This is a genomic window from Pallidibacillus pasinlerensis, assembly GCF_009996845.1.
GTDB classification, from domain to species: Bacteria; Bacillota; Bacilli; order Bacillales; family Caldibacillaceae; genus Pallidibacillus; species Pallidibacillus pasinlerensis.
On record NZ_JAACYS010000080.1, the window covers coordinates 1 to 13,870 of the forward strand.

Annotated in this window: 13 protein-coding genes and 1 pseudogene; 1 reads left to right on the forward strand and 13 read right to left on the reverse strand. The window is 35.8% G+C overall.

Translation table 11 applies throughout. The annotated features are described in order from the left end of the window. The 3 genes from GW534_RS13910 to GW534_RS13920 form a co-directional block, all read right to left on the reverse strand. Positions 1-352: SCP2 sterol-binding domain-containing protein (locus GW534_RS13910; protein WP_161921599.1), on the reverse strand; the 352-nt coding region annotated here is incomplete at its 3' end. Positions 353-532: 180 nt separating this feature from the next. Continuing rightward, entirely contained in the window at positions 533-838 is a 306-nt protein-coding gene (locus GW534_RS13915) for a hypothetical protein (protein WP_161921600.1), read from the reverse strand. 261 nt (positions 839-1,099) lie between these two features. Further along, complete coding sequence (locus GW534_RS13920) at positions 1,100-1,258, reverse strand: hypothetical protein (RefSeq protein ID WP_161921601.1); 159 nt, start codon at positions 1,256-1,258, stop codon at positions 1,100-1,102. A 62-nt stretch (positions 1,259-1,320) separates the two neighbouring features. Between GW534_RS13920 and GW534_RS13925 the strand changes: the two are divergent. After that, positions 1,321-2,048: pseudogene (locus tag GW534_RS13925) on the forward strand (POT-type proton-dependent oligopeptide transporter). Positions 2,049-2,295: 247 nt separating this feature from the next. Here GW534_RS13925 and GW534_RS13930 read toward each other — a convergent pair. From GW534_RS13930 to GW534_RS13975, 10 genes are all read right to left on the reverse strand, one after another. Continuing rightward, positions 2,296-3,348 carry a lactonase family protein gene (locus GW534_RS13930; RefSeq protein WP_161921602.1) on the reverse strand — a complete coding sequence of 351 codons (1,053 nt, stop codon included), beginning with the start codon at positions 3,346-3,348 and terminating at the stop codon, positions 2,296-2,298. Between the two features lie 119 nt (positions 3,349-3,467). Then, on the reverse strand, positions 3,468-4,400 hold the full coding sequence (locus tag GW534_RS13935) for a coiled-coil domain-containing protein (RefSeq protein ID WP_161921603.1): 933 nt from the start codon (positions 4,398-4,400) through the stop codon (positions 3,468-3,470). A 965-nt stretch (positions 4,401-5,365) separates the two neighbouring features. Then, the gene (locus tag GW534_RS13940; RefSeq protein WP_161921604.1) at positions 5,366-6,436 is read right to left on the reverse strand and encodes a C45 family autoproteolytic acyltransferase/hydolase; all 1,071 of its coding nucleotides are present in this window, start codon (positions 6,434-6,436) and stop codon (positions 5,366-5,368) included. Between the two features lie 158 nt (positions 6,437-6,594). Further along, a complete protein-coding gene (locus tag GW534_RS13945) occupies positions 6,595-7,605 on the reverse strand; it encodes a siderophore ABC transporter substrate-binding protein (protein WP_161921605.1) in 1,011 nt (336 codons plus the stop codon). A gap of 228 nt (positions 7,606-7,833) precedes the next feature. Next, complete coding sequence (locus GW534_RS13950; protein ID WP_161921606.1) at positions 7,834-8,610, reverse strand: iron ABC transporter ATP-binding protein; 777 nt, start codon at positions 8,608-8,610, stop codon at positions 7,834-7,836. Next, complete coding sequence (locus GW534_RS13955) at positions 8,607-9,563, reverse strand: iron chelate uptake ABC transporter family permease subunit (RefSeq protein ID WP_161921607.1); 957 nt, start codon at positions 9,561-9,563, stop codon at positions 8,607-8,609. The genes GW534_RS13950 and GW534_RS13955 overlap by 4 nt, the downstream gene beginning before the upstream one ends. Further along, positions 9,553-10,506 (reverse strand): ABC transporter permease, encoded by a 954-nt coding sequence (locus GW534_RS13960; RefSeq protein WP_161921608.1) that lies wholly within the window; start codon positions 10,504-10,506, stop codon positions 9,553-9,555. The genes GW534_RS13955 and GW534_RS13960 overlap by 11 nt, the downstream gene beginning before the upstream one ends. Before the next feature lie 341 nt (positions 10,507-10,847). Next, a complete protein-coding gene (locus GW534_RS13965; RefSeq protein ID WP_161921609.1) occupies positions 10,848-11,639 on the reverse strand; it encodes a putative hydro-lyase in 792 nt (263 codons plus the stop codon). Between the two features lie 66 nt (positions 11,640-11,705). Continuing rightward, complete coding sequence (locus tag GW534_RS13970; protein WP_246204172.1) at positions 11,706-12,926, reverse strand: NRAMP family divalent metal transporter; 1,221 nt, start codon at positions 12,924-12,926, stop codon at positions 11,706-11,708. Between the two features lie 150 nt (positions 12,927-13,076). Further along, positions 13,077-13,847: a LamB/YcsF family protein gene (locus GW534_RS13975; protein WP_161921610.1), complete on the reverse strand. Its 771-nt coding sequence runs from the start codon at positions 13,845-13,847 to the stop codon at positions 13,077-13,079. Positions 13,848-13,870: the final 23 nt, after the last annotated feature.

The following is a 13,870-nucleotide window of genomic DNA, read 5'->3' on the forward strand; positions in this document are numbered from 1 at the left end:
TTATATTATATTGTTTTAAAATCGATTCTAGTTTTAATGCCTTTGAAATATCCCCTTTTAATTTCAATTTTCCTGTCATAAAGGCAACGGTTCCGCTCAATTTTCCAGTTAAGAACTGCTGAAAGCTTTTAAACGACATTTTTAAAATACAATCCGCAACTTCTCCATCCCCTTGGACAACTTTTGCTTGGCCATCTTTCAGTTGAAGTTGGAACGTATCTTCCTCATCTCCGGAAATATGAAACTCGTAAACTGCTTCTAGATCTTTAATTGGTTCTGAATTACGGTTCAATTCTTCTTCGATAAAACTTTTAATTTCCACAAGTGACGCGTTTGCTAACTTTTCACTCATACAAACATCCCCTTTTTAAATTTTTGACCAAAAAATTCCTAACTAGTATAAATTTTATTAGTGAATGAGAATTCATTCATTTTCCGATTAAAAAAATTTGAAGTTCTCTAAACTTCATTAAAATTTTACCATGAAATATAGATTTTTTAAATAACGAACTACAATAATATTCTTTAAATTCTAATAATCTAAAATGTAATCCACCGCTTCTTTTAAAAGGTTTGTAAAATCTGCTGGGAAAAAGTGAACTAAACCTTCTTTAACAATAAATTTGCATGGCAAGTTATATTTTTCAAATAGCTGGGTAAGTTCTACCGTTTTTTCATAGAAATAATCCGCGTCACCGGTAATAATGCAACCTTTTATACCACTAACAGGATTTTCTTTTAATTGTTTTTCAAATTGAGACAAATCTTGAATAGCAGGAATTACAGCAATAAAGCCTATTACAATATCCGTAAACTTGTGACGATTGGGGAAACCCAAAATAATACTCCTTTAATGTATTAGTGTCTAACCAATACGGTGCAAAATCGTCAACATTAGAACCTCGCCATTGTAAGGAAAATATTCCGGTATTTGTTATATAATTCCCGTATGTAAATAATTGAGGTTTAGCTTCTGGATTTTTCTTCTCTAACATCTGCTCACACTTTTGCACAATCGTTTGAAAGGCTTCAAGCTTATGTAAAATTTTTAAATCCGAGTCTCCTGTTAATGTTTGTCGATTCCACTAAATTCCTTTCTCTAAACCTTTTTCAATACTTGGATTGCCTTCTCCAATTTGTTTTCAACGGAATAAGCACAGGCACGCCAAAAAAGTGTTTTTTCTAATCGTTCAGGAAATTCCGATTGCGCTTTATTATATAAATATAGTAATATTTGATAAGTTATTCCACTTTTCACGAATACTTTTACATCCCCCTTTATAACACTATAGTAAAATAATAAATGAGGTTTCTTTTTTTATGTCTTCAAATAATAGACAAAATGTTTGGGAAACTGTTCCACAAAAAGGATTTTTTGGCATCCAAAAGGCCTGTTTACGTTATTCTTTACAGAGTTTTGGGAACGGTTCTCTTATTATGGTATGAGGGCTATCCTTATCTTTTATATGTATTATGAAGTGACTAAGGGCGGACTAGGCTTTGATAAAGCAACTGCACTTTCAATCATGTCGATTTATGGATCGTTAGTATATACGTCAGCCTCGTTCCAATCATTAAACCCATTATTTATCATTGCTCTAGCTCCAGTCTCTGCTTGGTTATGGGTGAAATTAGGAAATAGCGACCCATCGATTCCGAAGAAATTCTCATTCGGTATTTTATTTGCAGGTTTATCTTTCTTAGTTATTTTAATTCCAGGATATTTCGCTGGGGAAAATACATTAGTTAGACTGATTTGGCTAGTGTTAAGCTACTTGATTGTAGTATTAGGTGAACTTTGCTTATCACCAGTAGGTTTATCTGCGACAACTAAGTTAGCACCAAAGGCATTCTCAGCACAAACAATGAGTTTATGGTACTTATCAAACTCAGCAGCGCAAGCAATCAATGCACAAATCGTAAAATTCTATTCACCAGAAACTGAAACTATTTATTTCAGTACAATTGGTGCGGTAGCCATTGTTTTAGCAATTTTACTCTTCGTCATTTCACCTAAAATTGAAAAATTCATGGCGGACATTAAGTAAAGAAAATGGACTCCCTTTGAGGGGAAGTCCATTTTTTATTTGTTTTTTATTTATAAATGCATTTCGCACAAACTTTGGGAAATTCGCACGAAAAATGGAAATATCGCACAACTTTTTATCGAGTTCGCACAAGATTTACGAATCCCGCACGCTTTCCGATGCTTTTCGCACAATCCCGTTCAAAATTCGCACAAAACCCTATTCCAACACAAGTTTGTTTTTCAAAAAAAAAACCATTTTTCCCTCTTTATTCATGCAAAAAAGCTACACAAACCGGGTAAGGAACTTTAATATCCTTATCTATCACAGTTAAACGGCCCGTTTCTGTATCCCGTTTATAAAGAACTAAGTTTCCGCTTTCTTGATTTGAACCAACTACATATTCTTCTGTTGGATCAAATTGGAAATCACGTGGCCAGTTCCCTTCTGAGGCAGTATACTCAAGGTAAGTTAACGTACCGTCTGCCTCAACTTTAAAGCTTGCAATACTATTATGACCACGATTACTTACGTAAACGAAGCGACCATCTTTCGTTACACGAATTGCAGCACCTTGGCTATTTTCTGTGAAGTCTTCTGGAATTGTCGGGATGTATTGCAATTCTTTAAAACTACCGTCCTCTTGATTAAACTCTAATACAATCACTTCATTACTTAACTCTGTCATGCAGTAAGCCATTTTTCCATTTGGATGGAAGGCAAGATGTCTCGGACCTGAGCCTGGACGAACAGACAATTTATGTCCTTCTTTTAACTCACCACTAGAAACATCAAAGGTAATAATTTGATCAATTCCTAAATCAACAACAGCGACAAACTTCTCATTCGGTGTAAACTGAGCATAGTGAGTATGTGGTTTTTCTTGACGATCTTTATTCGGACCACTACCTGTAAATTCAGCAACTGATTTCCGTGGGTTTAGCGAACCATCATTATTCGTTTCAAATAATTCGACAGAACCACGATGGTAATAAGCCGCAAGAACTTGTGAATTGTCATGATTAACTCCGACATAACATGGTGAAGAACCTTCTGTCATTTGGCGATTCAACTCTTGTAACTTATTCGTTTCTAGGTCAATAGCGTAAGCAACAAGCCCTCCTTGATCATTGTTCGCTCCTACAGCATATAAATAGCGATTATCTTCACTAACTGTTACATAGGTAGGATTGTTCACTTCAGCTACTAATTCGATGTCCGTAATCTGCTCGCTTTCTTGATCAAAAACAAAAGAATAAATTCCTTTACTGTCACCTTTCGTATATGTACCAATAAATCCTCGAAATTTATTTTTACTCATGTAAATTCCCCTTTCTATGCAATTACATCTATTGTAACCGATTATATCATGGAAAAGAATACTAATATACTACAGCAAAAAGTTACACCTTAACGATAAAGTTAAGGTGCGACATAATATCATTGCTTTACTTCTTCTTGGTGTTCTTTTTCCGCTTCAACTACATCCTGTGTGAATTCTTGAAGTGTTTGCTTTTCAGTTCCATTAAATAAGCGAGTAATATGAGACGCAGTCTGCTTAACACCCTTCTCGATCTTTTCTGCAAGTACTCCAGCCCGTTCAAAAATAATCGAGCGTAAATGATCCAATTGACGGATAATTTTATCAGTATATGCTTCTTGGTTTTCTAACCGATTAATAATACCGGATTGGAAATCCCTTTGTTCATCCATTTTTGTCGTCATTGTCTGCTGATTTTTTTGAACTGCTTGAATTAACTCTACCAATTGTTGTTGAGTCTTTTCAATGATTTGCAGTTGTTCCTTAAAAACATTCCCTAACTCTGTAATGTCCGCCATTTTCCTTTGAATCTCTTCCTGTTTGACACCATCATGTTCTAAGGCTTTTAATTGTTCTGTTTGCTGGTCAATTATTTTTGTAAAATAAGCTTGAATCGTATCACGTAAATACGTTTGCTCGGATTCGATTTTTTCAAAAAAACTAGCTACTTTTTCATTTGTTTCATCTTGACGCTTAACTAAGTTGTTCATCCCACCGACTACGTCTTGTCTTGATTCAGTTTGTTCTTCCTTTACCGATTGTAGGGCTGCTTGAATATATTGATTTGAACTAGCTTGTCGCAACTGATTATTTTTTACTGAACGAATATTTGAATTTAGTTGCTTCAACTCGTTTGATTGAGTTTTTTCGTGTTGTTGAAAAGCATTATTTATTGCCTCTATTGATTCGGAGATCGTTTCGTACGTCTTTTTTTGCTCTGTTAAAAGTCTCTCTAAAAAATCAATCCGGTAAACGACTTGGTTTTGTTCTGGAATTCGCTTTTGACTTTGAAAAACAGTCGGATGTTTCCTTTTATTTAAATAAAGTCCCATAGGCATATCCCCTTCAACTCATAAAACATTACTGATATTAGGTTATGCACAAAATGGGATCATTGGACGTATGGAGGAAGCCCAAAAAACATTGGGCGTTTACATTAATTGCTAATTGGCATGAACTCTTAATCCATGATGAGTGGTTTCGATGACATTTTTAACTTGTCCTGCATGCTTTTAGTCTTCGAGAACCGCTCTCGGTGACATTTCTAGCTTCTCATGCTTGCATTTTGTCAACGAGAACCGCTCTCGATGACATTTCTAGCTTCTCATGCTTGCATTTTGTCAATAAGAACCAAGCTCGATGACATTCTTAACTTGTCCTGCACGCGTTTTGTCTTCGAGAACCAATCTCGGTGACATTTCTTCCTTTACCAGTCTGCATTTTGTCAACGAGAATCAATCTCGATGACATTCTTAACTTGTCCTGCACACTTTTTGTCTTCGAGAACCAATCTCGGTGACATTTCTAGCTTCTCATGCTTGCATTTTGTCAACGAGAATCAATCTCGATGACATTCTTAACTTGTCCTGCACGCGTTTTGTCTTCGAGAACCAATCTCGGTGACATTTCTAGCTTCTCATGCCCGCTTTTTGTCTTCGAGAACCGCTCTCGAAGACATTTCTACCTTCTACTGCCTGCTTTTTGTCCACGAGATACACTCTCGAAGACATTTCTAACTTCTCCGGTCCTCGTTTTGTCCACGAGAAACGCTCTCGAAGACATTTCTACCTTCTACTGCCCTCGTTTTGTCCACGAGAAACGCTCTCGAGGACATTTCTACCTTCTCCTGCCCTCGTTTTGTCCACGAGAAACGCTCTCGAGGACATTTCTACCTTCTACTGCCCTCGTTTTGTCCACGAGAAACGCTCTCGAAGACATTTCTAACTTGTACTTTCCTCTTCCTCAATGACAATTCATTAAATTACGACAAGTGATTTGTCCTCGAACCACTTTCCACTCACCGTCTACTCCAATCCGCACCTTCATCTAAATGGACAAATGGAATATCACTATCTACTTCACCATATATTTTTTCAAGTTCAACATCTTCTCCAGCAAGCCATTTAGCAAAATCAATCTCCGTCGGTTCTTGGTCTCCCCCTAGAGCAAACCACGCTTTCAATTCTTTCGGAAAATAGGCGGACGTGTGAATCGTTCCGGCCCACGAACCATATAAATCAGAAAAGACACCTTTATCCGTATCGTTCAATAAACGGAAAGCTTCCTTCCCATCTAAGTTACCAACCTTTTGTTGTTCCTTCTCAATCACTTCTAATCGTCGTTTCGAATCTTCTAAATTAAAGCGATTTTCTTCTTTCATAATTTCAAAATGGTTTGTACAAGCTTGAGACTTTCTGACAATAACCTTTCTCGGTGAAGTTTCGATCATATACGTTTCACCAGAACGATCGTGAACAATATATGTAAAGGAATGGCGATGTGGAATTTCTTTCAACAAAGAAATGGCATCATCAACATTTGCACATGTTTCTAAAATTAATCTGCCAATCATATTACAAACAAAGCCGTCTCCTGGTTTTTTTCGATTCATAAAGTTATAACCCATAGCTAAACCTTTTTCATTTAAACCATCCATCCGACCGGTAATTCTTTGACTCGGTCCAATAATTGCATTCCCATCATCCGTCGGTTGAAAAATTGTAAATCGTCCATCATATGTTTTTGGATGATAATCATAGTTTCGGATCATATAGTTATCACCAGTTACAATCGAACACCCTGATTGAAAGTAATTCACCCGATAACCACCAAACTCGCGTAGCACCCGCTCCATCGGCCACTCCAAAGCATCTTTTAAACCTAAAATTTCCTCCCATATTTGTGGCGCAAATTGGGTAATTGCAGCCTTAACCTCTTGCTCAGGTACCGTAAATCGTGGTTTTCTCACTTTCCATTGTTGCTCACGGTTTTTAACTGTAAGTGAATCTTTTAGTAAAGTTCCTTGTAAATAACCAAAATCATAATGGGTACCCCGAAACTGGATAACATCGCTATAAATTTTTCTCATTTGTCTACTCCTTGTCAAAATTCATCTACGTAATCTCTACTTCATTTTACAATACTTCACATTAATAAAAAACGCTTGGCCTTATTAAAAGCCAAGCACAAAAAATATACAATGGGGGTAATCTTTTGACAACAGAACAAATGAATAACTAAAACAAATTATTTTAATTCAGCTAAAACTTCTTCAATTTTCATTAATTCAGATTGTAAACCGCCACCTGCTAAGTACCATAGTGGACCATCTAAGTAAACGATGCGATCATTTTTATAAGCAGTTGTTTTTTGAATAATTTCATTTTCCATATCTTTTTCAATGTTTGATTGGCCTCCAATAGCAGCTGTACGGTCAATTACAAACAATACTTCTGGATCAAATTCTAAAATTGCTTCGAAGCCAAAGTTAGAACCGTGAGAAGATGCTTCAATATCTTCAGTAACTGGTACGAAACCGTAAACATCATATACATAACCAAAACGAGAGTTTGTCGCAAATCCGGATAATTTTCCTTCATTGTACATTGTAACTAGTGAAGTTTCAAAGTTTCCAGCTAATGCTTTAATTTCTTCTAAAGCTGTGTCAAATTTTGCTAAATATTCATCCGCTTCTTCTTGCTTATCAAAGATTTGTGCTGCAATGTCTACAGATTTTAAAAATGTGTTCCAATAATCATCTTGTGTTGCACCTATAAATAGAACATTCGGTGTAATTTCTTTTAATTGGTCATAGAAAATTGCTTGACGACCTGAAATGAAAATGACATCTGGCTCTAAAGCAGCAATATCTTCAAGTAATGGCTCTTTTAAAGTACCAACACTTGTATATTCATCAGAACTATATTTTTCAAGATGAGCTGGTAATGTAGAATCTTTAGGTAAACCAACAATTCCTTCAACGCCTAGTGCATCTAGTGTATCAAGGAAACCGTAGTCAAATACTACGATACGCTCAGGCATTTTCTCTAAAGTTACATCATCATATTGTACTTTTAGACCTGAATCTCTATCTTCTGTAGATGCGATTGTAGGTGAAACTGTCATTGGAAATGCACCTTTGCTTTCTGTAGATCCTGTGTTGTTATTATTTTCTGAGGAAGATTTATCCTCTGAACCGCATGCTGCTAGTAAAAGAAGCATGGCTAACATAATGATTGCAAATTTAAACTTTCTCATATGTAGTTCTCTCCTTTTGTTTTCTTTATGATAATGATAATCATTATCAATTACTATTATAGGATTATCATTTAGAAGCGTCAATATGTTTTTTACTAATTTTTAACATGATTATCAAACCCACTAGAAATAGCTTACTTTTATATTTTTTCTGAATAATAGCTCTCAAAAAATGCCTAGAGAAAATAATTCCAAAAATTATCACTCTAGGCTAGTTGAATTCTTTTTTTAGTTTGCGTGTGTATGGGAATTAAAATACACACAAATTCGACAACCATTTTGCTCGTGAATTGGGATATCCATATCATAAATTTCCCGTAACGCTTTTGAATTAATTATTTCATGGGTAGGACCATCTTTTACTAGCTTCCCGTTTTTCAATGCAACAATCCGATCTGAATAAACCGAGGCAAAGTTAATATCATGGAGTACGATGACCACGGTCTTCCCTAATTCATCGACAAGCTTCCGTAAAATTTTCATAATTTGTACAGAATGCTTCATGTCTAAGTTATTTAATGGTTCGTCTAGCAAAATATAATCGGTATCTTGCGCAATAACCATTGCAATAAAGGCCCGCTGTCTTTGACCTCCAGATAATTCATCTAAAAATTGATCTTGGATATCCGTTAAGTTCATATATTCAAGGGCTTGATCAACGAATTTTTCATCCTCATCCGTTAAACGTCCCTTTGAATACGGATATCGTCCAAAGGAAACAAGTTCGCGGACGGTTAGGCGAACATTTAGGTAGTTTGACTGCTTTAAAATTGAAACTCGTTTAGCAAAACGATCTGACTTCCATTTTTTCACACTCGTTTGATCGAGTAAAACATCACCTGTATCGGCATCTAAAAGGCGACTAACCATCGATAACAGTGTTGATTTACCAGCACCATTCGGTCCAATAAAAGAAGTAATCGTACGTGGTTGAATTTTTGCTGTAACATTATCAACAACTGTTTTCTTACCAAACCGCTTTGTTAACCCCTTAATTTCAATCATCCTGCAGCCCTACTTTCTTTTAGTAATAAATAAATGAAGTAAATCCCACCAACAAAGTTAACGATTACACTTAACGTCGTTCGTAATTCAAATACATGTTCAAGAAGAAACTGTCCACCGACTAAAGCAATTACACTAATTAAACTTGCTCCCAAAATTAAAATTATATGTTTATAAGTGGCGAATAATTGATAAGCGAGATTTGCTACAATTAAACCTAAAAATGTAATCGGCCCAACTAACGCTGTTGCTGTAGCAATTAAAACCGAAGATAAAATTAGAATATTCATCATCATTCGGTCATAATTGACCCCTAAGTTAATCGCATTTTCACGCCCTAGATTCATTACATCTAGTTTGTGCATAATCCGGAATCCGTAAATAAATGCGATAAGTAAAATAATAGCAGCAAATAATAATAAATCGCCATTTACTTTACTAAAGTTTGCGAATAATAAGTTTTGTAAACTTAAGTACTCAACAGGATCAATTAACACTTGTAAGAACGTAACAAAGTTTCCTAATAATGTACCTAAAATCATCCCTATTAATAAGAGTAAGAAAATTGGATATTTATCCGCTCTAAAAAGGAATCGATAAAGTAATAAGGCAAATAAGACCATCGCGATAATTGCTACACTAAAGTTTAAATATTTATTTACAACCCAAACTGAAGTTGCTCCAGCAAAAAAGAATATTAACGTTTGCACAACTTCATACATTGAATCAAGTCCCATAACAGACGGCGTTAAAATACGGTTTTGCGTAATCGTTTGGAATACAACCGTTGAATAGGCTATGGCAATACCTGTTACTACCATGGCACCTACCTTAATCATCCGTCGAGGGAAAGCATAGTCAAATCCGCCTTTTATGTCGTAAAATCCATAAAGTAATATGAAAATAATAGCAATAACGGCTAGGATGATTAGTTTCGTACTATTATTTCGCATATGCTCTCCCCCTAAATAACAGAATTAAGAAGATCGCACTGCCAATGACTGCCACCGTCACGTTTACCGGTATCTCATATGGGTGGACAACAACCCGACCAATAATGTCACAGATTAATAGAAATACAACGCCAAGGGCCATCGTATGGGGAATTGTCTTACGTAAGTTATCCCCCATGTAAAGAGATACAATATTTGGTACGATTAATCCTAAAAATGGAATCACACCGACGGTAAGAACGACAGTCGTTGTTATGACGGCTACAATTGTTAAGCCAAGATTTAGTACGAATCGATAACTTAAGCCTAAATTTTTTGCAAAATCTTCACCCATCCCAGCCACTGTAAATTTATTTGCATAAAGGTAAGCTAATAAGATTGCAGGTACCGCTACATATAAAAGCTCATAACGCCCTGCAATAACGAGTGTAAAGCTACCCATTAACCAAGAACTAATATTTTGGAGAAGATCTGCTTCGTAACCGAAGAAAACGGTAATTGAGCTTAAAATATTTCCATACATAATTCCAATTAATGGTACAAAAATTGCGTCTTTAAATTTAATTCTGTCTAAAATTTGCATAAATATGATTGTTCCTAATAAGGCAAAAGCAAAACTAAAGATTACTTGCTGGATAAATGTGGCATTTGTAAAGCAAATCATCGAAATCAAAATACCCAACCGAGCTGCATCTAATGTTCCAGCTGTCGTTGGTGAGACGAATTTATTTCGACTTAAACTTTGCATAATTAATCCAGCGATACTCATCCCTGCTCCAGCTAAAATAATCGCCATTAACCGAGGGACACGGCTTATTAAGAAAATCTGTGTTTCATCAGACTCCCAATCTAGTAGATCAGTTGGTTTAATGTCAATTGCCCCGATAAATAACGAAATAATTGACAGGACAATCCCAGCTAGCATTAGTATCCATAGTCTCATTTGTGTTTATCCCCATAGTTCGAATATTCTCAATTAAGTATTGATAATGATTATCATTATAAGTTCACTCTCATTATAGTAAAAAACATTAAGAATAGCAACTATTGTGTTGAAATCGGTAACAATTAGGAGCAAAAATAGTATATTTACCTACTTTTTTATAAAAATTTAGTTTTGAAATAAAGTTTTATAAACTATTTATTTAGCAAGCTAGTAGATGCATTCTGGCACAGAGATTTTATTGGGGAAACCTGACAGTATTATATTTTATAAAACTTTACGAGTTATTAAAAACAGAAAAGTGCTGAATCTTTCAGACTCAGCACTTTCTTATAATATAATTAAATAATCGAAAACTGTTCATTTTTCAAATCAGTAATAAACATATGTCCAGGCGAATGAGTAATCATAATTTCAGGTTTAACATGCATTGCAACTGCTTGTGGTGTTACTCCACAGGCCCAGAAAACAGGTATTTCTCCTTTTTTAATAGTAACAGCGTCACCAAAATTAGGTTGATTAATATCTTTAATACCGATTGTTTCTGGATTACCAATATGTACAGGTGCACCGTGAACTGATGGAAAACGACTTGTCACTTGTACGGCTCGAATCGCATCCCTCTCTGACATTGGCCGCATACTCACAACCATCGGTCCCTCGAAAATTCCAGCCTTCTCACATTGGATGTTTGTTATATACATCGGCACATTGCAACCTTCTTCTTGATGTCTTATCGGAATGCCATTATCTAGCAACGCCTGTTCAAAAGTAAAACTACATCCAATCAAAAACCCTGCCATATTTTCATCCCACACGTCTATTACATCTGCTCGTTCCTCAACAAATTTTCCATGTTTATAAATTCGATATTTTGGAATGTCTGTTTTTACGTTTGCATTAGGAGCTGCTATTTTGGGTGCATGCTCCCCAGGCTCAACCACATCAATTATCGGACATGCCTGTGGGTTTCGATGACAAAATAACAAAAAATCAAAGGCATATTCTTTTGGCAATACAGCCAAGTTTGCCTGGATGTAACCATTTGCCATTCCTGATGTAGGATTCCTCCACTTTTCTTCCCGTATTAATTGTCGAGCTTCCTCAGGGCTTAATAATGCTGGATTCGTCAAAGGATTCTCCCCCTTTATTTGCTTATGAACAACATTATGTGCAAATTTGATTCTATTAATATGCTATTACTTAAACAATTGTGGAATTCCATTTATTAATGTGTTTCCCCCCATAATTGCCATTGCGATAACAATGATAACACCAAAAATTGTTAGCCATAATGGGTGCTTATAGTCCCCAACTATTTTTTTACGATGTGCTGCAACTAGCATAACTCCTAGAGAGATTGGCAAAATTAGACCGTTTAATGAACCAACTAATACAAGAATTTTAGCTGGTTGACCAATAGAAACAAATACAAGTGTTGAAACAACAATAAAAGCGACAATAACCCAATTATAGTTATCACTTATCTTTTTGCTAAAAGTCCGAATAAATGATACGGATGTATAAGCACAACCAACAATAGAAGTTACTGCCGCAGCCCACATGATAACACCGAAAATTTTGTATCCTACGTTACCTGCAGCAAGTTGGAATACAGAAGCAGCAGGGTTTGAAGCATCAAGAGCAAGACCTTGAGCAACGACACCTAATGTAGCTAAAAATAGAACAAAACGCATAATTGCGGTAACACCGATTCCAGTAACAGCACTTTTCCTAACTGTAGAAATATTTTCTTTACCTTTAATACCTGCATCAATTAATCTATGTCCTCCGGCAAAGGTAATATACCCTCCTACAGTACCACCAACCAGAGTTACAATAGCCATAAAACTAATTTCCTCTGGTACAAAAGTTCTAACTACAGCTTCGCCATAAGGTGGTTGCGCTGTAAACATAACGTAAAGCGTTAGAGCAATCATAACGAAACCCGCAATAAGAACGAAACGATCCATTACTTTTCCTGCTTCTTTAATCACGAAAATCCCTATTGCGATCAGAGCACTCAATGCTGCTCCAAGTTCAGGTGAAATACCGAAAATAACATTTAACCCTAGACCGGCACCGCCTACGTTACCTATATTAAATGCTAATCCACCCATTACAATTAGTAGTGAAAGAAAATAACCTAGTCCTGGTAACACATCGTTGGCAATATCTTGAGCACGTTTTTCTGAAACCGCAATAATTTGCCAGACGTTCATCTGTACACCAATATCTATAATAATGGAAATTAAAATTGCAAATCCAAAGCTTGCCAATAGCTGTTCAGTAAAGGTTGTAGTTTGTGTCATAAATCCTGGTCCGATAGACGAAGTCGCCATTAAAAAAGCTGCACCAAGTAACACACTTCGTGATGCAGTATTTTTTACTATACTTTTCTTATCTTTATTATTTACCATAACATCCTCCTATTCCTAATATTCCGTTTTTTAGAGAAAAACTATTAATAAATCAGGCAATTGGTTATTTTACCAATCGTCATCCCCCTTAACAATATTAGTAGAATTAGTAGATAGATTAATAGATTGAACTATGAATAATTTTAGACTCTACTTTAAAAAGTCACTAATTTTCGCAACTTTAATACCAGCTTCTTTTAATGCTTTAGTAATATATTTAGCAAAATCAAGTGCATTTTCACCGTCACCATGAATGCATATTGTATCCGCTTGGATGTTGATGTCTACCCCTTGTAATGAACGTACTTTTCCTTCTTTAACCATGCGAATTACTTGTTGTACGGCTACTTCATGATCCGTTATTAATGCATTTTCCTCTCTTCTTGATGTAAGTGAACCGTCTTGTTGATAAGTACGGTCAGAAAACACTTCATTTGCTGTACGTAAACCGATTTTTTTGCCTGCTTTCACAAGTTCCCCACCTGCTAACCCAAACAAAATTAACTCTGGGTCTACCTTATAAACTGCTTCCGCAATTGCTTCAGCTAGTTGTGAATCTTTTGCTGCCATGTTAAATAGAGCACCATGTGGTTTGACGTGTTGTATTTTTCCACCTTCAGATTTTACAAAAGCATAAAGTGCACCAATCTGGTATACCACAATATCATAAGCTTCTTCAGGAGAAAGATTAATTTCTCTTCTACCAAATCCAACTAAATCTTGTACTCCAGGATGAACACCGATACCAACATTTTTTTCCAGCGCCATCCTTACAGTCCGCTTCATTATCGATGGATCTCCAGCATGAAATCCACAGGCGATATTAGCACTTGTTACATAGTCTAAAACCTCTTCATCTCGGCCTATTTTATAAGAACCAAAGCTTTCTCCCATGTCACAATTAATATCAACTGTATACATATTTCTCTCCCCCTATATGAATT